Here is a 20,520-nt window from a genome sequence, read left to right on the forward strand (position 1 = left end):
AGGGAATTCGCAGAACCCCACACCGATGCCGACCGGCTGACTCGCTTTTACCAATCCCAAATTTCGAATCCCCAATCCCATGCTCAAGATCACCAACCTCCACGCCAGCATCGCCGGCAAAGACATCCTCAAGGGCCTGTCGCTGGACATCCAGCCCGGCCAGGTGCACGCCATCATGGGTCCCAATGGCGCCGGCAAATCCACGCTGGGCAATGTATTGGCCGGTCGAGACGGCTATGAGGTCAGCGCAGGCAGCGTGCAGTTCGACGGCAAGGATCTTCTCGACCTGCCGCCGGAAGAACGCGCCGCCGCTGGCTTGTTCCTGGCCTTTCAGTACCCGGTGGAAATTCCCGGCGTCAACAACACCTATTTCCTGCGCGCCGCGCTGAACGCGCAGCGTAAGGCGCGTGGCGAAGACGAGCTGGATTCGATGCAGTTCCTCAAGCTGGTGCGGCAGAAGCTGGCGGTGCTGCATCTGAAGGACGAGCTGCTGCATCGCGGCGTCAACGAAGGGTTCTCTGGCGGCGAAAAGAAGCGCAACGAGATCTTCCAGCTGGCCGTGCTCGAGCCCAAGCTCGCCATTCTGGACGAGACCGATTCCGGCCTGGATATCGATGCGCTCAAGAGCGTGGCCGACGGCGTCAACGCGCTGCGTTCGCCCGAGCGGTCGTTCCTGGTCATCACCCATTACCAGCGCTTGCTCGACTACATCAAGCCGGACGTGGTGCATGTGCTGGCCGAGGGCCGCATCGTGCAGAGCGGCGGCCCGGAACTGGCCCTGGAACTGGAAAAGCACGGTTATCACTTCCTGAAAGACCGCGTGGTTCCCGAGGTTGCCGCCTGATGAGTGCCCTGCTCGACTCCCTGGCGCGCGGGTTCAGCGGCAGTGATGCACGCCGCGCCGAGCTCGATGCCGCCCTGCAGACCGGCCTGCCCGGCCCACGTGCCGAGGCCTGGAAATACACCTCGTTGCGGCAGCTGGAACGGCGCAGCTTTCAGCCCGCCCCGTTGGTCCCGACGCTGGTGGATGCCGCCGCGCTGGACGACATCCCTTCGCCACGCCTGGTCTTGGTCAATGGCCGCCCGTCCGAGGCGCTCAGCGATCTGTCCACGTTGCCGGAAGGCGTGCAGTTGGACACCCTGTCTGCATCGTTGGCTGCAAGCGACCAGGCGCAGCAGTTGCTGGGCCGCCGCTTCGACGGCAGCGACGAGGTCTTTGCGCGCCTGAATGCCGCGCTTGCCGACGAAGGCGTGCTGGTACGCGTGCATGCCGGCGCGCAGATCGAGCTGCCACTGCATTTGGTGTTCGTCGGCGTGGCCGGCGAGCAGGATCTGTCGTGGCATCACCGCCATCTGATCGAATTGCGTGCCGGCGCTGCGCTGCAGGTAATCGAGCATCACCTGCATGTCGGCGACGCCGCGCATCTGGAGAACAGCGTGATGCACGTGCATCTGGCACAGGGCGCAGCGCTGTCGCACGCGCGCGTGCAGGCCGGCAGCGCACATGCGACGTCGCTGCTGCGCACCGACGCGGTGCTGGCGCGCGACGCGCGCTACCAGCGTGTGGACCTGGAGCTAGGTGCCGGCCTGTCGCGGCACGAGCTCAACGTGCGCCTGGAAGGCAACAACGCCCAGCTCACCGCCAATGGCGTGCTGCTCGGCAACGGCCGCCGGCATGTGGACACGCGGCTGGGCATCGAGCATATCGCGCGCGACACCGCCTGCGAACTGGTATGGCGCGGTGTGGGCGCGGACCGCAGCCGCGTGGTCTTCCATGGTGGCATCCGCATCCGCGCAGGCGCCGACGGCACCGATGCACGGCTGTCCAACAAGAATCTGCTGCTGTCGTCCAATGCCGAAATCGATACCCAGCCGGTGCTGGTGATCGATGCCGACGAGGTGCAGGCCGCGCATGGCGCCACGGTGGGCCAGCTCGACGACAACGCCTTGTTCTACCTGCGCTCGCGCGGCTTGCCGCAGCAACAGGCGCAGCGCCTGCTGAGTGCCGCGTTCTGTCACGAACCCTTGCGCGTGCTGCCGGCCGCCTTGAGCGCCGTGCTGGCGCTGCAACTGGACCGTGCATTGAATTCGGCGGGCGTGGCATGAACGTGTCCGCCGTTCCGCCCAGCGCAACGCCCGACTGGGACCGCGTGCGCCTGGATTTCCCGCTGCTGATGCGGCAGGTGCATGGCAAGCCGCTGATCTATTTCGACAACGCGAACACCGGGCAGAAGCCGCTGCAGGTGATTGCCGCCACCGACGAGTTCTACCGCCGCCAGAACGCCAACGTAAGCCGTGCCGTGCATGCGCTCGGCAGCGAGGCGACCGACGCGTTCGAGGGCGCGCGCAACAAATTGGCGCGTTTTCTCAACGTCCGCGCCGATGAGCTGGTGCTGTGCAGCGGCACCACCTTCGCGATCAATCTGGTGGCGTATTCGTGGGCATTGCCGCGGCTGGGCGCCGGCGATGTGATCCTGATTTCGCGCATGGAGCACCATGCCAACATCGTGCCGTGGCAGTTGGTGGCCCAGCGTACCGGCGCCACCATCCGCGTGGCCGACATCACGCCCGATGGCGCGTTGGATCTGGATGGCTTGCGCAAGGCGATGACACCTGACGTCAAACTGCTGGCGATCACCCACGTGTCCAACGTGCTGGGAACGGTCAACCCGGTACGCGAGATCTGCCGCGAAGCGCGCAAGCGCGGCATCGTCACCATGGTGGACGGCTCGCAGGCGGCACCGCATCGGCGCATCGACGTGGCCAGCATCGGCTGCGATTTCTACGCCATCACCGGGCACAAGATGTGCGGCCCCACCGGCACCGGCGCACTGTGGGCACGTCGCGAGCATCTGCAGGCGATGCCGCCGTTTCTGGGCGGCGGCGAGATGATCAAGGAAGTCAGCTTCGAGAACACCGTCTTCAACGATGCGCCGCATAAGTTCGAAGCCGGCACGCCCAACATCGCCGGTTTCGTCGGCCTGGGTGCGGCAGTGGATTACCTGGAATCGATCGGCCTGGCGCACGTGGAAGCACGCGAAGCCGAACTGCTCGCCCACTTCACCGAAGAACTGCAACGCATCGACGGCCTGCGCATCTTCGGCACCACGCCCGACAAGGCCGCGGTGGTGTCGTTCCTGATCGACGGTGCACACGCGCACGACCTGGCCACCCTGCTCGACCTGGAAGGCGTCGCGGTGCGCTCGGGCCAACACTGCGCGCATCCGCTGCTGCAGTACTACGGCGTCGCCGCCACCTGCCGCGCGTCACTGGCGTTCTACAACACGCACGACGAAATCGAACGCTTCGTCGCCGCGTTGGTGAAGGTGCGTCGACTGTTGGGCTGATGGGAATCGGGAATCGGGAATGGAGAATCGAAAGAGCGGTTCTCCCGAACGCCGGTGGCATGCGATGCATGGAACACGGCTCATCGGGCAGCGCAGCGCTTCCCCCATTCCGCATTTCCCATTCCCGATTAAACTGTGCCCATGCAGACCACCACTTTCCGCACCGCCACCGTCGTTGACATCGACGCCCTCGTCCTGCTGGTGACCTCGGCCTATCGCGGCGACAGCAGCCGCGTGGGCTGGACCACCGAGGCCGATATTCTCGAGGGTGCGCGTATCGATCCGGCCGTGCTGCGCGACGATATCCTGCGCGAACGCAGCCTGGTGCTGGTGGTCGAACAGGATGGGCGTCTGGTGGCCTGTGCGCACATTGCCGATGACCACGGCGCCGGGTATTTCGGGATGTTTGCGGTGGATCCTTCGCTGCAGGGCAGCGGGCTCGGCAAGACGCTATTGGCCGAAGCCGAGCGCCTTGCACATCGCCAATGGCAGCTGCCGGTGATACGCATGACCGTCATCGATGTGCGCGATGAACTCATCGCCTTCTACGAACGGCGTGGGTATCGTCGCACCGGCATCGTCAAACCCTTCCCGTATGGCGACGAGCGCTTCGGCATTCCGCTGCGCCAGGATCTGCGTTTTGAAGTGCTGGAAAAGCAGTTGAACGGGCCAAGCCCGTGAGCGACACCTGGACCTTCGTCTGTGCCAGCGATGCGCTGCTGCCCGGTGAAATGCAGACCGTCTGGGACGAGGTCACCGATACGCCGATCGTGGTGTTCAACCTCGATGGCGCCTTGTACGCGCTGGAAGACCGCTGCAGCCACGAAGACTACGAGCTGTCGCCTGGCAGCTTCGATCCGGTAGCCGGCACCATCGAATGTCAGTTGCATAGCGCGCGCTTCGATGTCCGCGACGGCCGCCCTCTGTGCGCGCCTGCCTACACGGCCGTGCCCAAATTCCCGGTCAAGCGCGAACACGACGGCATCTGGACCCGCGACGATCGTTGAAGCGGGAGCGTTGCAGCGACGGTGCCGATGCACGGCGCCACGCATCGCAGCGTCTGCCACCGACTGGCAGATATTGCAAAGAAGAATGATTTGCATTTAAGATCGTATCCTTAAGGCCTTCTTAACAACTGGCCTGCCTGCGATCCCATGCACCCAGCCCCGCTCGACGCCTGCCCCGCTCGTTCGCCTCGCCTGCGCGCCCTTGCGCAGCGCCTCGGCTTGCCTGGCCCGGGCGGCTGTCGGCGCAGCGCTTCGGGTTAGCCGGCGCAGCATCCACGCATTCCATCCCGCATCCGCCAAGCCATCGCCAGGTGGGAGCCTCGCATCCTCCTTGAGACCTTCCATGACGCCTCGCATTTCCCCGCTCGCTTCGGCCGTGTTGCTGACGCTGTCCGCCCCCGCTTTCGCCCAGCCCGACGATGTGTCGGCGCCTCCAGGGGCGGTGGATCTGGATGCGATCCGGGTGCAGCAGGAACGTGCGCAGAAGCCGTCTTCGCCCAAGTACACAGAAGCCCTGCGCGACACGCCGCAGACCATCACCGTGGTCACCAAGCAGACCATGGACCAGCAGAATCTGCTGTCGCTGCGCGATGTACTCAGCACCCTGCCCGGCATCACCTTCGGTGCGGGCGAAGGCGGTGGCGGCTACGGCGACAGCATCAACCTGCGCGGCTTCACCGCCAGCAGCGACATCACCACAGACGGCGTGCGCGACAGCGCGCAGTACAGCCGCAGCGACACCTTCAACCTCGAATCCGTCGAGCTCATCAACGGCGCCAACTCGGCCATGTCCGGCGCAGGCTCGGTCGGTGGCAACATCAACCTGGTCACCAAGACCGCCGGCCAGGGCAACTTCACCAACGTCATGATCGGCGGCGGCAGCGACCGTTACGGCCGCCTCACTGCCGATAGCAATTACGACTTCGAAAACGGCACCGCCGTACGCTTGAATGCGATGGGCCACACCCAGGACGTGCCGGGCCGCGACGAAGAATTCCGTCACCGTTGGGGCGTTGCGCCGTCGGTGGCCTTCGGCCTGGGTTCGGACACGCGCTTTACGCTGAGCTACTTGCACCAGCACGACAACAACCTGCCGCAGTATGGCGTGCCGTTCGCGCTCAGCCCGTTCAACGATGGCCCGTTGCCGGGCGTGGACCGCGAAACCTATTACGGCTATCGCAATGTGTCGCGTCAGGAGATCGACGTGGACATGCTCACTGGCGTGCTGGAAATGGACTTCGACGACAACGTCAAACTGCGCAGCCTGGCGCGCTTGCAGCGTGTGGATCAGAGCACCACCGCCACCGCACCTGAGGGCACCTGGTGCCTGGCCAACAACACCAATGCTTACACCGGCCGCGCGTGCGTGGGCCAGCCGCCGTCGACCTGGAACCCGAACAGCGGGCCACGCGGACTGGTGCGCGACACCGAAAACTTCATCGCACATAGCCAAACCGATCTGACCACCACGCTGCACACCGGTGCAATCGAACATCGCGTGGTCGCCGGCGTCGCCTTCAGCAAGGAAGATTTCGAACTGGATAGCGGTTCGCTCTTCCGCAACGCCGACGGCTCCACCACCGGCATCACCTACCCGCTGCAGTCGTTCGACAACCCTTACAACATCTGGACCGGCCCGCAGAACTATTTCCGCACTGGCCGCAGCAAGGGCAGCCTGACCAACCAGGCGGTGTACCTGTTCGACACGCTGCAGTTCAACGAGCAATGGATGCTCAACCTGGGCGGCCGCTACGAGCACAACGAAGGCGACACCACCACCTATACCGTCAACGCTACCGGCGGCATCACCGGCGTGGCCGCAGGCTTCCCGGCCGGCAGCAAGGACGATCTGTTTTCCTATCGCGCCGGACTGGTGTTCAAGCCGGTCGACAACGCCAGCCTGTATCTGTCCTATGCAAATGCGAAGACGCCATCCAAGGCCTCGGTCAACGGCTCGTGCACGCCGATTGCCACCTCCACCGTGGGTGCCAACTGCAATGTCGAACCGGAAACCGCGGTCAATCTCGAACTGGGCGGCAAGTGGGACGTGTTGGACGAGCGCCTGGCGCTGACCGCCGCGGTGTTCCGCAACGAACGCGAGAACTACAAGGTCAACAGCGGCGACCCGCTGGTCCCCGAGCAGGTACTGGACGGCAAGGCACGTGTGGACGGCATTGCGCTGGGCGCGGCCGGCTACCTGACCGAGCGCTGGTCCCTTTTCGCCAACTACACCTTCCTGGACAGCGAAGTGCTGCAGAGCGTGTCCAATCGCACCGCCAGCCTGACAGGCGACCCCATCGCCGGGCGCGAACTGGTGCAGACCCCGCGTAACGCCGGCAATCTCTGGACCACCTACCAGCTCAACCAATGGACCTTCGGCTACGGCGTCAACTATCAGGGCAGCTTCTATCCGAACAACACCTCGACCGCGGTCTACCGCAAGACCGACGCCTATTGGGTGCATCGCGCCATGGTCGGCCTGCGCGTCAATGCGTGGCTCAGCCTGCAGTTGAACGTCAACAACCTGTTCGATAAGGAGTACTACACCAGCATCCGCAACAACCTCACCGTCAACGCCGCAGGAACCGTCACGGCGGGCAGCGGTTGGGCGTTGCCGGGTGACGGCCGCTCGGCAGTGTTGAACGCCACCTTCAGCTTCTAACCCTCAGGCACGCCGTGCGCGCTGCGCGGGCGACGTGGAGACCACCGCATGTTGTTGCCCATCCCCGATGTGCTCAGCCCCGCGCAACTCAGCCAGCTGCGCACGCAGCTGGACGTGGCCGACTGGGCAGACGGCCGCATCACCGCCGGTCACCAGTCGGCACAGGCCAAGGACAATGCGCAGTTGCCCGAAGACAGCGCAGTTGCACGCGAGGCCGGCGCGCTGGTGCTGGAGGCACTCGCACGCAGCAGCACGTTCTTTTCGGCAGTGTTGCCGCGCAGGATCTATCCGCCACTGTTCAATCACTACAGCGGCGGGCAGTCGTTCGGCTATCACGTGGACAATGCGGTGCGGTACGACCGCAGTCGTGGCGGCGCCGAAGCGGTGCGCACCGATGTCTCGGCCACGCTGTTTCTCAGCGACCCGGACAGCTACGACGGTGGCGAGCTGGTCATCGAAGACACCTATGGCACGCAGTCGGTCAAGCTGCCGGCCGGGCATCTGGTGATCTATCCGGGCACGAGTCTGCACAGGGTCATGCCGGTCACACGTGGCGCGCGCGTGGCGTGCTTTTTCTGGACACAAAGCATGCTGCGCGACGCCGCGCAGCGCCGCCTGTTGTTCGAGCTGGATGTTTCGATCCGCCGCCTCACCCAGGACACGCCCGGGCATCCCTCATTGATCCAGCTCACCGGCGTGTATCACAACCTGCTGCGGCAATGGGCCGATGTCTGAGCCGGCGCTGGACATCGCGCAGCTGAGCGCATTGCTGCGCACGCAGCCGGAACAGGCACGTGCGCGCTTGCACAAAGCCGCTACGAACCATGACGTAGGCGCACAATTGCTGCTCGCGCAGATGTACGCCGAAGGACGCGGCATTGCCGCAGATCCGGCTGCAGCGATGCTGTGGTACGAAGTGGCCGCCAACGCAGGGGGTGCGGAGGCGATGAACCAGCTGGGCCGCTGCCATGAACTCGGGTTCGGCACCGCCATCAACGCGGTGCTGGCCGTGCTGTGGTATCGCCGCGCCGCCGAACACGGCCTGGCATGGGGCATGTACAACCTGGCGCACATGTACGCCTCCGGGCGCGGCGTGGCGCAGGACCACGCGCAGGCATTGGCGCTGTACCGCCGCGCGGCCGAAGCCGGGCATGCCAAGTCGATGAACTTCCTGGCGCGCTATCTCGACCAGGGCCTGGCCTGCGCTGCAGACCCTCTGGCCGCATGCGTGTGGTACCGCCGCTCTGCCGAAGCGGGCGATTTCCGCGGCCAGGCCGGTTACGCCACCCTGCTTGCCGACAGCGGCGAGCTGGATCAGGCCGAGACATGGATGCGCCGCGCCATCGCAGGTGGCCACGCCGGCTTTCTGCAACAGCTCGCACCACTGCTGGCCGGCGCGCGCCATCCGCGCCTGCGCGCCTTGCTGCACGAGGTGGCTGCACGGCAGCGGCAACTGCAGCCCCGCGTTCCCGAAGATGTGGCCTGAGCGCAGCATGTCGACCTCAGACCACGCTCGCCTCGCCAGCGCGCAGCAACGCCGCGGCTTCTGGCTGCGCATGCTGCATCAGTGGCACTGGATCAGCTCGGCGCTGTGTCTGATTGGCATGCTGTTGTTCACCGTCACCGGGCTGACCTTGAATCACGCCGCGCGCATCGAAGCCAGCCCATCGACCGAACAACGCACGCTGACGCTGCCACCCGCGCTGCTGCAGACGCTGGGCAACCGGCAGGACGGCAATGCACCGCTGCCGCCGCGCGTGGCGCAATGGCTGGGGCGCGAGCTCGATATCAGCATCGGCACGCGCAACGGCGAATGGTCGGCGGACGAGGTGTATGTCGCGCTGCCACGCCCCGGCGGCGACGCCTGGCTGAGCCTGGACCGCCGCACCGGCGCGATCGAATACGAACGCACTGCGCGCGGCTGGGTCGCCTATCTCAACGATCTGCATAAAGGCCGCAATGCCGGGCCGGCCTGGGGCTGGTTTATCGATGTCTTTGCGATCGCCTGCCTGGTGTTCTGCATCACCGGCCTGTTCCTTCTCCACCTGCATGCACGGCAGCGGCACATGACCTGGCCGCTGGTCGGCCTTGGCCTGCTGATTCCGCTGTTGCTTGCCCTGCTGTTGGTCCACTGAATCTTTCTACCGGAGACGATCATGCGCGCCACATTGACCATCGCCTTGAGCGGCCTGCTCGCCATGCCGGCGTATGCCGCCACACTCGACATCAACGTCGAAATCCCCAAGCTCAACGTCGCCGAATACCACCGCCCGTATGTCGCGGTCTGGCTGGAAGGCGCAGATCAGAAGGTCGCCGCCAATCTGGCGGTCTGGTATCAATCCAGGGACACCGCCGAAGGCCACGGCACCAAATGGCTGCCGGATCTGCGCCAGTGGTGGCGCAAGAGCGGCCGCACCCTGAGCGTGCCGGTCGATGGCGTCACCGGTCCCACCCGGCCGGCCGGCGCGCATGCGCTGTCGTTTTCCGATAGCAAGGGCGCATTGAAGTCGCTGCCGGCGGGGCAATACACGCTGGTGGTGGAAGCCGCACGCGAAGTTGGCGGCCGCGAACTGGTCAAGCTGCCTTTCACCTGGCCGGCGACGTCCGCGCAGACGGCCAAAGCCAGCGGCAGCAGCGAGCTCGGTGCGGTCAGTCTGGTTGCAAAGCCCTGACCGCTGCGTTGGCGCTCGCAGCGCTCTCCAGCGCGTGGATTTTTCAGTGCACACCTCGCGTTGCGGCAACGCGTTTTGTCTAACGCCTGGCGCTTTCCACGCATCCAGACAGCGTTGCAGTCTCGCGCTGATCCTACATGCGCCCCATCGTTGTCATCGTCTTTCAAGGAGTTGTCATGAAACGTTCGCTCGTCCTGGTTGCCCTGCTTGCCACCCTGCCGCTCAGCGCACTTGCCCATAAGGCCTGGTTGCTGCCATCGCAGACCGTCATCGCTGGCGACGCGCCGTGGATCACCGTGGATGCTGCCGTCTCCAACGACCTGTTCTACTTCAATCACGTGCCGCTGCGGCTGGACAACCTGAGCATCACCGCCCCCGATGGCAGCGCGCTCAAGCCGGAGAACCCGGCCACCGGCAAGTACCGCAGCGTGTTCGACCTGCAGCTCGCCCAGCCCGGCACCTACAAGCTCGCCATCGTCAACGCTGGCCTGTTCGCCAGCTGGAAAGAGGACGGCAAACCCAAGCGCTGGCGCGGCAACGAAGCCAGTTTCGCCACCGAAGTGCCGAAAGACGCCAAGGAACTGCAGGTCTCGCAATCGCTCAGCCGCGTGGAAACCTTCGTCACCCGCGGCGCACCGACGACCAGCGTGTTCAAGCCCAGCGGCAAGGGCATCGAGCTGATTCCGGTCACCCATCCCAATGACTTGGTCGCCGGCGAAGCCGCGCAGTTCACCCTGCAGCTGGACGGCAAACCGGCCGCGGGACTGGAGATCGACATCGTGCGCGGCGGCACCCGCTATCGCGATGCGCAGAACGAGATCAAGCTCAAGACCGATGCCAAGGGCGGCTTCAGCGTCACCTGGCCGGCAGCGGGCATGTACTGGCTGGAAACCACCAGCGAAGACACCAAGACCTCGCTGCCGCAAGCCAAGCAACGTCGCCTGGGCTATGTCGCCACGTTGGAAGTGCTGCCGCAATAAGCGCAGCGCACAAAGACCACAGCGCTCGCCGCCAGGCGGGCGCGGCCAACGCGCGCTGCGGGGAGTATCTTTCGCACACACTGGTTTTTGCGCTGTTCCACGCACGGACGGCTGATCGTGACGCTCTTGGCCTCAAGCTGTCCCGCACGGCAGCAAGGGCACATTTGCTGCATGCTGCCGCTTCCCGCCCCCATCCGATCACGCCATGCCCGCAGCGCCTTCAGACCACGACATCGCCACCCTGGGGGGGCGCAGCATGGGCACCACCTGGAGCGTGAAGCTGGTGGCGCCGCGCGGGCGCGACCTGCATCCGCTGCACGCATGTATCCAGGCCGCATTGGATCGCGTCGTCCAGCAGATGAGCACCTGGGAACCCGAATCGGATATCAGTTGCTACAACCGTGCCAGGGCGGGTCATTGGCAGACGCTGCCTGTCGAGTTTCATACGGTGTTACGCGCCGCGCTGGACATCGCCCAGGCCAGCGGCGGTGCCTTCGATCCCACGATCGGTCCAATGGTGGAGCTGTGGGGCTTTGGCGCCTCAGGCGGCCGACGACGGGTGCCCACGCGCGAGCAGATCGGGCTGGCCGGCTTGCGTTGCGGCTGGCAGCGCCTGGATCTGCACGGCATGCGCGTGCTGCAGCCTGGCGCAGTGGCGCTGGATCTTTCGGGAATTGCCAAGGGATTTGGCGTGGACTGCGTACACCACGCGCTGGTGCAGGCCGGCATCGCGAGCGCTTTGATCGAGGTCGGCGGCGAATTGTTCGGATACGGCCGTAAACCCGACGGCAGCGCGTGGCGCGTGCTGGTGGAATCCGCGCCCGACGAAGATGCCGGCGCGGCATTGCCGGCACGCGTTCTCGCGCTGGATGGGCTGGCAGTGGCTACCTCCGGCGATCGCTGGCACCGCTTCGACGCCGACGGCATCCGCTATGCGCACACGTTCGACCCGCGCACCGGCGTACCGGTGCCGCATGCGCCTGCCGCCGTCACCTTGCTCGCACACGATGCGATGCATGCAGATGCGTGGGCCACGGCAATGACGGTGCTCGGCGTAGATGACGGACTCGCCCATGCACGCACTGCGCATCTGGCGGTGCGCTTCCTGTCGCGCAACAACGGTGCGCTCCACGAATCGATGAGCCCTGCCTTCGAACAGCATCTGGGCGCATCATGCGCCTAGCAATGTCACTCGCCTGGGTCGGCAACGGCATGGTAATGCTCGTATTGGCGGCGCTGCTCGCATGGTTCGGAAGCCTGCATGGCGGCGCGTGGTGGAGCCCACCGACGCCGCACCGCTGGCAATTGGCGGCATTGGGCACGGTGGCGTACGCCGCATTGTGCGTACTCGTCGCATGGCGCTCATCCAACTACGTTACCGCGCAACACAGCCACGGCGACGGCGACGGCAATGGCGTATTGATCGCCTGGGCAAGCCAGACCGGATTCGCGCGCGAACTGGCCGAACGCAGCGCTGCCGCTTTGCAGTCGGCCGGGGTGGGCGCTGATGCACTGCCGATGGACGCCGTGGATGCCAGCCAGCTCGCGCGTGTGGCGCGGTTGTTGTGCATCGTCAGCACCACCGGCGAAGGCGATGCACCCGACCATCTGCAGGCCGCCGAGTACCGCTGGCTGACCGCTGATGGCCAGGATCTGGCCGCACTCCGCTACGCCGTGCTGGCGCTGGGCGACCGGCGTTACGCGCAGTTCTGCGCATTCGGCCGGCGCCTCGACGATCGCCTGCAGGCGCGCGGTGCCACACGCTTGTTCGCGCGCATCGAGGTCGACAACGCTGACCCGCGTGCGTTGCACCAATGGCAGCGACAACTGGCCGAACTGGCGCCCGCGCTCGCGACGCAGCCGCATTGGAGCGTACCGACCTACGCAGCCTGGCAACTGCGCGAGCGCGTCCAGGTCAATCCCGGCAGTGCCGGCGCGCCGATCTATCGGCTGCGGCTGACGCCTTGCGATGGCCAATTACCCACGTGGAAAGCAGGCGACATCGCCGAGATCGCGCCACACCATCCACCTGCCACGGTGGACGCCTGGTTGCGCCGGCATCGCTGCGATGGCGCGCAGTCTATCGACAACCGCATGCTGCGCGACTGGCTCAGCGGCGCGCAGCTTCCTGCCGATCTGGCTGTCGGCAGGGAGAAAAATGCAGCCCCATCCCGAAAAGCAGCCGAACAAGCAGCTGCGACGGTAGACGCGGAAATCGCCGCATGGGTGGATGTGGCGCTGGCCGCAGGCAACGCAACCGAAGAGACGAAGGCACAGGCGACTGCGACGATGGGTACAGCTTCCGGGATCGGCACCGCATCGCCACTGGACGTTGAAACGCTGGTGCGCAATCTGGTCGCCCTCCCGCATCGCGACTACTCGCTCGCCTCGATCCCCGAAGAAGGTCAGATCGAACTATTGATACGCGAACACCGCCACAGCGACGGCAGCCTGGGCCTGGGCAGCGGCTGGCTGTGCGTGCATGCTCCGATCGGCGCACCGATTGCATTGCGCCTACGCAGCAATCCCGGCTTCCACCCGCCGGCTCCCGATCGGCCCATGCTGCTGATCGGCAACGGTACCGGCATCGCCGGCCTGCGCGCGCATCTGCGCGCACGTATCGCTGCCGGAGCGCGGCGCAACTGGTTGGTGTTCGGCGAACGCAGCGCTGCGCACGATGCGCTCTACGCCGAGGAACTGCAGCACTGGCAACAAGCCGGCTGGCTCGAACGTCTGGACCGCGTGTACTCGCGCGATCAGGATCAACCCGCACGCTATGTGCAGCACGCACTGAGTGCGGCCGCCGCCGAGGTGCGCGTATGGGTCGAGCAAGGTGCCTGCCTCTATGTGTGCGGCAGCCTTCGCGGCATGGCGCCAGAGGTAGACCATGCGCTAGACAATATCCTGGGTGCATCGGTCAGACAGCAACTGATACACGACGGCCGCTACCGACGCGATGTGTACTGATGATCCGCGTCACCCGCGCCGCTGAACCTTTCATACCACTAATCGGCCAGACACGCGTCGACGCCACGGTTTGCATTTCGTCCAGCACGCCTGCGACATAGGACACCGTCCGCTCGCGACCCAAAAGCACGGGCTACAAACCGCGGGCAGACGCACATCCAAGATATCCGGACCGCACACAACCAGCAGGGGCTTGCGCCGCTGACCGATCCGCCGCGGGCAGGACCAAGTAGCGGTGTCCGTCAGGCTCAAGGTTCCAGCAACGGACTCACCCGGATCGCCAACAACTCGCCGCCACCGTCGAGCACGTAACGGGTGCGCGTCGCTGCGCTCAGCCACGCGGTATCGCCAGCGGCCAACGACGGCAAACCGCTATCGCGCCCGAAACTCGCCTGGCCGGCAAGCAGATGAATCGCCCAGGCGCTACCCGGGTCGGCAAAGAACAACATGGTGCCGACCAGCGGACGATGCAGCAGCTCGGTCCGCAGCAAATCGCGCCGCCACATCAGGTTGAAATCCTGGGTAGGACCGTCCAGCAGCACCGCCTCAACCGCATCTTCGCCGGCAAATCGCACGCGTTGATAGGGCGGCACTAAGTCGACACGCCTGCTGCGGGAAGCGTTGGCAACGACGCGCTCACCAGCGCTCAGCGATCCATCGACAGCAGCATGCTCGCCGACACTCTCTGCGCCACTAGCGTCTGAACCCATCCCCTTCCAGGCATCCGCAGCGGTTTCGGTTTCGGCATTCTCGGTGCTGACGTTCGCACGAGCGCCAGCACTGCCACTAGCACTAGCACTGGTACCGGTTTCGGCTTCGGCTTCGGCTTCGGTTTCGGCTTCGGCTTCGGCTTCGGTTTCGGCTTCGGCTTCGGCTTCGGTTTCGGTTTCGGTTTCGGTTTCGGTTTCGACATCAGCATCGCCACTGCCGAACGTCAAACGCATGCCACTACCCCGAAGCAGCACCAACTCACGATCGATGCCCGGGAATGCAGAGAACGCGGCATCCTGCTCGATTTCGGCAATCGACAGCCGCAATGCCCACTGCGCCTTATCGCCCAGACGCAGGATCTCTCGGGTCCAACCCAACTGATTGCGCCACCGCTCACGGCGGTATTCATTGGCCGGAATCACCCGGCTGCTCAGGTCTGTCAGCTGCATCGGCGCATTGTGCCTGAAGCTCGCGCCCCGAGGTCAGGCCGTAGTTTGCCGCTTCGTCTGCCTTTATCGGCAAGACGCATAGCCAGCGACCTGAACATCTGGAAGCGGGCTAACGACACGATGCGGGCTCGACGGGTGTTCGCTACGCATGAGTCACTCGAACACGTCGAGGCTTTGCAGCGCAGTCGATATCCGACTGAAGACCACCCGCTGGTTTTGCTGTCAACCTGACAGCACCCTGGCAATGCGCGATCCCAAGATCTTCAGAGACCCAAACGAAAAACGCCCGGCTGCACATCCAAGTGCAACACCGGGCGATTCCACGTCCTTGTCGGCTTCCAGCCATCCCCCGGACATCCTGTCCAGTTAGGTTGCGGCCACGCATCCTCGCGTCGAACCGTATCTCGGATCCCTTCCCCTTAACGCCGTCCCACCGGTTTCACCGCCGCCCCCTTGGCAGCCTTCTTGGCTGGAGCCATCGTGGCTCCAACTTCGATCAGGTCGCGATTCCGTTCGACCGTCTTGAGTCCGATGCCCTTGACCAGTGCCAGTTCCTCGGCACTTTTGAAGGGACCGTTTGCCTGACGGTGCTCGACGATTGCCTCGGCTTTTGATCGCCCGACATTCATCAGCACCTTGTCCAATTCCTCAGCAGACGCGGTGTTGATATCGACCTTATCGAGTGCATACGCATTCGAGGACAACAGCAACGCCATTAGCAGGGACTTCAGGACTACGGTAAATGACTTCATTGCAACGCTCCTTGTGGCTTGGGTGATGGTCCTAGCCAGCATTCCTGCCAGCGGAGCCAGTGTCCCGCGCCACATGCAGCAATCCTATCGCCAACGAACTTTTCACACAGCCGGTGAACTGCGCGCCGCCTTGTAGGGAAATACCTACCCCCCAAGGCGGGCGTAGAATGTCCGGCTACGTCACGCATTCGGAGCCTCCATGGACAGCGCCAAGATCGACCAATTCGTCAGCGACACCTGGGACCGCGAGATCGTCCCGCAACTGGTCGATTACATCCGTATTCCCAACAAGTCGCCGATGTTCGATGCCGATTGGGTGGCCCATGGCTATATGGAGCAGGCGGTCGTGTTGATGGAGACCTGGGCGCGCGCGCAGGCCATCGACGGCATGCAGGTGGAGGTGGTGCGCCTGGAAGGCCGCACGCCATTGATCTTCATCGAGATCCCGGCCACCGGCCCCGAATCGGGGGACGACACCGTGCTGCTGTACGGTCACCTGGACAAGCAGCCGGAGATGACCGGCTGGGATGCGGACCTCGGGCCCTGGGAGCCGGTGTTGCGCGGCGACAAGTTGTATGGGCGTGGTGGCGCCGACGACGGCTACGCCATCTTCGGGTCGCTGGCCGCGATCCTGGCGCTGCGCAACCAGGACCTGCCGCATGCGCGCTGCGTGGTGTTGATCGAGGCCTGCGAGGAATCCGGCAGCTACGATCTACCGGCCTATGTGGACCATCTTGCCGAGCGCATCGGCAAGCCGTCGCTGGTGGTGTGCCTGGACTCGGGCTGCGGCAATTACGAGCAGCTGTGGTGCACGACGTCGCTGCGCGGGCTGACCGGCGGCAACCTGACGGTCAAGGTGCTGGAAGAAGGCGTGCACTCGGGCGATGCCTCGGGCGTGGTGCCGTCCAGCTTCCGCCTGCTACGCCAGCTTCTGTCGCGCATCGAAGACGAAACCACCGGCCGCATCCTGCTCGATGGCCTGCATGTGGAGGTGCCGGCCGAGCGGCTGACCCAAGCGAAGGCCGCCGCTGCCACACTGGATACCGCTATCTTCGACAAATTCCCGATGGTCGATGGCCTGGTGCCGATGCACGAGGACCTCACCGAATTGGTGTTGAACCGCACCTGGCGCCCGGCGCTGTCGATCACCGGTGTGGACGGCATGCCGCCGCTGGCGTCGGCCGGCAACGTACTGCGTCCGCAGACCGCGGTGAAACTGTCGCTGCGACTGCCGCCAACGGCCGACGGGAAGGCGTGCGGCGAGTTGCTCAAGACAGCGCTACTGCGCGACCCGCCCAATGGTGCGCAGGTGACGCTCGATCTGGAAAAGGCCTCGTCTGGCTGGAATGCACCAGCGATGGCGCCATGGCTGGAGAAGGCGATCGACGACGCCAGCCGGGCTTTTTTCGACAAGCCGGCGATGTACATGGGCGAAGGCGGCTCGATCCCGTTCATGGGCATGCTTGGCGAGAAGTTTCCCGGCGCGCAGTTCATGATCACTGGCGTGCTCGGCCCGCATTCCAATGCGCATGGCCCCAACGAGTTCCTGCACATCCCGATGGGCAAGCGCGTGACTGCCTGCGTCTCGAAGGTGATTGCCGACCATCACGCCGCCTGCCTGCGCGGCGAAACCAGCGGCTCGCCGGTGGCCGCCGATAGCGGCACCCGTCATGGTGGGCATGGTTGCTGTTGAGTTGTGGCTTCATCGATGCGTGCGGTTGGCGCGCATCGATGTCATGAGAGGTCGGTCTGCGCTTTTAAATGAGGACTACTGCAGGTGCACCTTGGTCGTCGGGCTAACCCGCTTCATGCACTGCCTGGCCCCGCACCTCCCCCAACCCCGCTTCCGTTGGGAGAGGGGATAGCCGTTGCTCTTCTTCGGGACGTGCCTGGTGCGCATTGCCCAGCGCAGAACTGGTGTCTTTTGCACACCTAAATCGTCAAGGTTCCCGCAGGGATTTCTTTATTGAAAGACGACTTCTCTGTAGGAAGACAACGTCCCGGGAAAGAACTGCCCGAAGCCATGAGCGCCTGGCAGCAGGAGCCGATGACCATGCCATCCTGAAGGCAGTGCATCCGCTTGCGCGCTCCTGTGCCCGCTGCGTGAGGCAGCGACATCCGAAATGCTAGTCTGCCGATCCCGTCCACCTTCGGTGCTGCGATGAATCATCTGTTTGGTAGCGACAGCTGGCTCTACATTCTGCTGGTCGGTTTTGTGGTTGGGCTGCTGGCGCGTTTCATTACGCCTGGTACGCAACGTCTGGGCTGCCTGCTGACGATCGTGCTAGGCATTGCCGGTGCCGTGGTCGCGACCTGGTTTGGCCGTTACATGGGGTGGTACCGCGCGGGCGAGCCGGCCGGTTTCCTTGGCGCGCTGCTCGGAGCGATTGCCATCCTGGCGTTGTTGCGGTTGTTCAGTGGCAGCAAGCACTGAGCGTTTCAAAGCGTTTCTGCTGCGTCTATCCATTACTTCCCTACGCCTCTTTTCTCCATGACGTCACTTCATCCGGATCCTGCGCGCGACGCGCTTCGCCTGCGGTGGGCACAGCAAGCGCTCGACGATCCACTGGCCTCGCTGCAGCGCGCATCGGTCGATGCGGGGTTTCGCAGTTATTGGCGCACGCGCGGGAATGGCGTGGACCGCATCTTGATGGATGCGCCGCCAAAGCTGGAAAACGTTGCGCCGTGGCTGCGCATGCATGCGCTATTGGGCGCCCATGGGGTACGCGTACCGCAGGTGCTTGCCCAGGACCTGGAAAACGGTTTTTTGCTATTGGAGGACCTGGGCGTGCCAACGCTGGCACAGGTGCTCACCGACGCCAACGCCAACGACTTGCTGGATGGCGCGATTGCCCAACTGCTGCTGCTGCAAAAAATCCCCCCACCTGCCGATAGTGGCGTGTTTGGCGAAGCGCTGCTCCAACGCGATGCCGGCTTGTTCGAAGAATGGTTCTTGGGCCGCCACCTGGGCGTGCAGCTGGACTGCGCCCATGCCGAGCAGTTGCAATTGGTGCAGCGCCGTCTGATGGACAACGCGCTGGCCCAGCCGCGCGTGTTCACCCACCGCGATTTCATGCCGCGCAATCTGATGCCCGTGCCCGATGGCCCGGCGGTGCTGGATTTTCAGGACTGCGTGATCGGCCCGATCGCCTACGACCCGATCAGCCTGTTCAAGGACACCTCGGTGAGCTGGCCGATCGCTCGGGTAGACGGCTGGCTGCAGCACTATCATGCACGAGCAACGGCGGCCGGGTTGCCGGTGCCGCCGCTGGCGCACTTCCTGCGCGATGCGGACTGGATGGGCGTGCAGCGCCACCTGAAAAACCTGGGGATTTTCTCGCGTCTGAGTCATCGCGATGGCAAGCATTGGTATCTGGACAATGTGCCGCGTTTCATTGCGTATCTGGACGAAGTACTGCCGCGCTACGCCGAGCTTGCGCCGTTAATCGGCCTGCTTGACGGGGTGATCAAACCCGCGTTGGCTGCGCGTGCGCAGCAGGCCCCGATGTGAAGGCGCTGATCTTTGCCGCAGGATTCGGCGAGCGCATGCGCCCGCTGACAGAGCACACGCCCAAGCCGCTGCTGTCGGCCGGTGGTGCGCCGTTGATCGTGTGGCACCTGCGCAAGCTGGCGGCGCTGGGCGTGGACGAGGCGGTGATCAATACCTCATGGCTGGCCGAGCAATTCCCGCAGGTGTTGGGCGATGGCAGCGCGTTCGGTCTTCGCCTGACCTACTCGTATGAAGGTGCGACGCCACTGGAAACCGGCGGCGGCATGCTGCATGCGCTGCCGCTGCTGGGCGATGCGCCGTTTCTGCTGGTCAATGGCGACATCTGGACGGATTTCGACTTTGCCCGGCTGTCGCGGGCACCGGCAGGGCTGGCGCAGCTGGTGCTTGTCGATCGCCCCGTCTATGCAGCGCGCGCAGACTTTGCGCTGGATGGGGATGGCAAGGTGCGCGCAGATCTGCCCGCAACGCTTACCTATTCCGGCATCGGCATGTATCGACCTGCACTGCTGCGCGATTGGCAATCGGTGATTGGTCCGTTGCCAGTACAGACCGGCACGGCACCGCGGTTTGCGCTGGCGCCGATCTTGCGCGCGCAGATGGCGGCAGGCCTGATCGACGGCATCCACCATGCCGGGCGCTGGACCGATGTCGGTACACCACAGCGGCTGGCCGAGCTGGACGCACAGTTACTGCGCGAGGGCGCCTGATCGCAGCCTTGCTGTCGTAACGCTCGTCGTCATTGGCCGGTTGCTTGTTGAAGAACAGAAGCACCGCGCCAGCGCATTGCTAGTTGCTTATTAAAAACGTTGCGCACCGACCAACTTGACTGGTCCTTGCCCGCTCACCGTCGCGGGACCCGTGGCGGCATGGATGCCGCCACAGAGCTCACAAGGACGCACTTGCAGCGTGTCCCGCGATGGTGGCGGGCAAGGGCCCTGCAGCGAACGCGAAGAACTCGAGCTCGAGTGCGCGGTGCCCTCACCGCTCGCGGGACACGCCGTAAACCCGTCCATGGGGGCTCGATGGCGGCATCCATGCCGCCAACGGTCCCGCAATCGGCGAGGACACCGCACCAGATAGTTTGCTGATGGTTTTGTTGAAGAGCGAATACGCCGTGTCGCCAGTGCTGATCGCTTGTTGAAAACTCTGAGTACCGACCAAGCCGACTGGTCGTTTCCCGCCCACCGTCGCGGGGTAATCCCCCCGCCCATTAGCAGACGCCAGAAGTGGAATTTTCTCGTACCCTTTCTCGAGGAGGTTCCATGAAGAAGTCCCGCTTTACCGACAGCCAGATCATCGCCGTGCTCAAGCAGGCCCAGGCCGGTGCGCCCGTGCCGGAGCTGTGCCGCGAGCACGGCATCAGCTCGGCGACGTTCTACAAGTGGCGCAGCAAGTTCGGCGGCATGGACGTGTCCATGGTCGCGCGCATGAAGGAGCTGGAGGAGGAGAACCGCCGGCTCAA

20 protein-coding genes are annotated in these 20,520 nt (G+C 64.6%); 18 read left to right on the forward strand and 2 right to left on the reverse strand.

Annotation, left to right across the window (positions count from 1 at the left end; all coding sequences use genetic code 11):
- The first annotated feature begins 79 nt into the window (after positions 1 to 79).
- The 13 genes from sufC (at position 80) to J7360_RS08545 (ending at position 13,635) form a co-directional block, all read left to right on the forward strand.
- Positions 80 to 844: a Fe-S cluster assembly ATPase SufC gene (sufC, locus tag J7360_RS08485; protein ID WP_017158996.1), complete on the forward strand. Its 765-nt coding sequence runs from the start codon at positions 80 to 82 to the stop codon at positions 842 to 844.
- Positions 844 to 2,106, forward strand: a complete 1,263-nt coding sequence (gene sufD / locus J7360_RS08490; RefSeq protein WP_022558861.1) for a Fe-S cluster assembly protein SufD — start codon at positions 844 to 846, stop codon at positions 2,104 to 2,106. Before sufC ends, sufD begins: the two co-directional genes overlap by 1 nt.
- On the forward strand, positions 2,103 to 3,347 hold the full coding sequence (locus J7360_RS08495) for a cysteine desulfurase (protein WP_057662307.1): 1,245 nt from the start codon (positions 2,103 to 2,105) through the stop codon (positions 3,345 to 3,347). The genes sufD and J7360_RS08495 overlap by 4 nt, the downstream gene beginning before the upstream one ends.
- A gap of 141 nt (positions 3,348 to 3,488) precedes the next feature.
- Positions 3,489 to 4,028, forward strand: a complete 540-nt coding sequence (locus J7360_RS08500; protein WP_022558859.1) for a GNAT family N-acetyltransferase — start codon at positions 3,489 to 3,491, stop codon at positions 4,026 to 4,028.
- Positions 4,025 to 4,354, forward strand: coding sequence for a non-heme iron oxygenase ferredoxin subunit (locus tag J7360_RS08505; protein WP_008571843.1), 330 nt, complete (start codon positions 4,025 to 4,027; stop codon positions 4,352 to 4,354). Before J7360_RS08500 ends, J7360_RS08505 begins: the two co-directional genes overlap by 4 nt.
- 343 nt (positions 4,355 to 4,697) lie before the next feature.
- Positions 4,698 to 7,016: a TonB-dependent siderophore receptor gene (locus J7360_RS08510; protein WP_209033648.1), complete on the forward strand. Its 2,319-nt coding sequence runs from the start codon at positions 4,698 to 4,700 to the stop codon at positions 7,014 to 7,016.
- Positions 7,017 to 7,064: 48 nt separating this feature from the next.
- Positions 7,065 to 7,751, forward strand: coding sequence for a Fe2+-dependent dioxygenase (locus J7360_RS08515; RefSeq protein WP_057662301.1), 687 nt, complete (start codon positions 7,065 to 7,067; stop codon positions 7,749 to 7,751).
- On the forward strand, positions 7,744 to 8,502 hold the full coding sequence (locus J7360_RS08520; protein ID WP_209033650.1) for a tetratricopeptide repeat protein: 759 nt from the start codon (positions 7,744 to 7,746) through the stop codon (positions 8,500 to 8,502). Before J7360_RS08515 ends, J7360_RS08520 begins: the two co-directional genes overlap by 8 nt.
- A gap of 7 nt (positions 8,503 to 8,509) precedes the next feature.
- Entirely contained in the window at positions 8,510 to 9,151 is a 642-nt protein-coding gene (locus J7360_RS08525) for a PepSY-associated TM helix domain-containing protein (protein ID WP_089095705.1), read from the forward strand.
- 21 nt (positions 9,152 to 9,172) lie between these two features.
- Positions 9,173 to 9,688 (forward strand): DUF2271 domain-containing protein, encoded by a 516-nt coding sequence (locus J7360_RS08530; RefSeq protein ID WP_007966136.1) that lies wholly within the window; start codon positions 9,173 to 9,175, stop codon positions 9,686 to 9,688.
- A gap of 176 nt (positions 9,689 to 9,864) precedes the next feature.
- Positions 9,865 to 10,668 carry a DUF4198 domain-containing protein gene (locus J7360_RS08535; RefSeq protein ID WP_022558854.1) on the forward strand — a complete coding sequence of 268 codons (804 nt, stop codon included), beginning with the start codon at positions 9,865 to 9,867 and terminating at the stop codon, positions 10,666 to 10,668.
- Between the two features lie 205 nt (positions 10,669 to 10,873).
- Positions 10,874 to 11,851, forward strand: a complete 978-nt coding sequence (locus J7360_RS08540; RefSeq protein ID WP_209033652.1) for an FAD:protein FMN transferase — start codon at positions 10,874 to 10,876, stop codon at positions 11,849 to 11,851.
- Complete coding sequence (locus tag J7360_RS08545; RefSeq protein WP_209033654.1) at positions 11,842 to 13,635, forward strand: flavodoxin domain-containing protein; 1,794 nt, start codon at positions 11,842 to 11,844, stop codon at positions 13,633 to 13,635. The genes J7360_RS08540 and J7360_RS08545 overlap by 10 nt, the downstream gene beginning before the upstream one ends.
- Before the next feature lie 248 nt (positions 13,636 to 13,883).
- On the opposite strand, the gene J7360_RS08550 is transcribed toward J7360_RS08545, so the two are convergent.
- Positions 13,884 to 14,795 (reverse strand): HutD family protein, encoded by a 912-nt coding sequence (locus tag J7360_RS08550; RefSeq protein ID WP_209033656.1) that lies wholly within the window; start codon positions 14,793 to 14,795, stop codon positions 13,884 to 13,886.
- A 419-nt stretch (positions 14,796 to 15,214) separates the two neighbouring features.
- Positions 15,215 to 15,589 (reverse strand): helix-hairpin-helix domain-containing protein, encoded by a 375-nt coding sequence (locus tag J7360_RS08555; RefSeq protein ID WP_343237348.1) that lies wholly within the window; start codon positions 15,587 to 15,589, stop codon positions 15,215 to 15,217.
- Positions 15,590 to 15,746: 157 nt separating this feature from the next.
- Between J7360_RS08555 and J7360_RS08560 the strand changes: the two genes are divergently transcribed.
- The 5 genes from J7360_RS08560 to J7360_RS08580 all read left to right on the forward strand — a co-directional run.
- Positions 15,747 to 17,240, forward strand: a complete 1,494-nt coding sequence (locus J7360_RS08560) for a M20 family metallopeptidase (protein ID WP_007966124.1) — start codon at positions 15,747 to 15,749, stop codon at positions 17,238 to 17,240.
- Between the two features lie 468 nt (positions 17,241 to 17,708).
- Positions 17,709 to 17,981 carry a GlsB/YeaQ/YmgE family stress response membrane protein gene (locus J7360_RS08565; RefSeq protein WP_042675747.1) on the forward strand — a complete coding sequence of 91 codons (273 nt, stop codon included), beginning with the start codon at positions 17,709 to 17,711 and terminating at the stop codon, positions 17,979 to 17,981.
- Between the two features lie 57 nt (positions 17,982 to 18,038).
- The gene (locus J7360_RS08570; protein WP_057662283.1) at positions 18,039 to 19,058 is read left to right on the forward strand and encodes a phosphotransferase; all 1,020 of its coding nucleotides are present in this window, start codon (positions 18,039 to 18,041) and stop codon (positions 19,056 to 19,058) included.
- Complete coding sequence (gene murU / locus J7360_RS08575; protein WP_007966117.1) at positions 19,055 to 19,765, forward strand: N-acetylmuramate alpha-1-phosphate uridylyltransferase MurU; 711 nt, start codon at positions 19,055 to 19,057, stop codon at positions 19,763 to 19,765. The genes J7360_RS08570 and murU overlap by 4 nt, the downstream gene beginning before the upstream one ends.
- 555 nt (positions 19,766 to 20,320) lie before the next feature.
- Positions 20,321 to 20,520 (forward strand): transposase (locus J7360_RS08580; protein ID WP_059001059.1); only part of this gene is annotated, 200 nt, incomplete at its 3' end.

Origin of the sequence: Xanthomonas sp. D-99 (assembly GCF_017746145.1) — a bacterium.
Lineage (GTDB): Bacteria > Pseudomonadota > Gammaproteobacteria > Xanthomonadales > Xanthomonadaceae > Xanthomonas > Xanthomonas cissicola.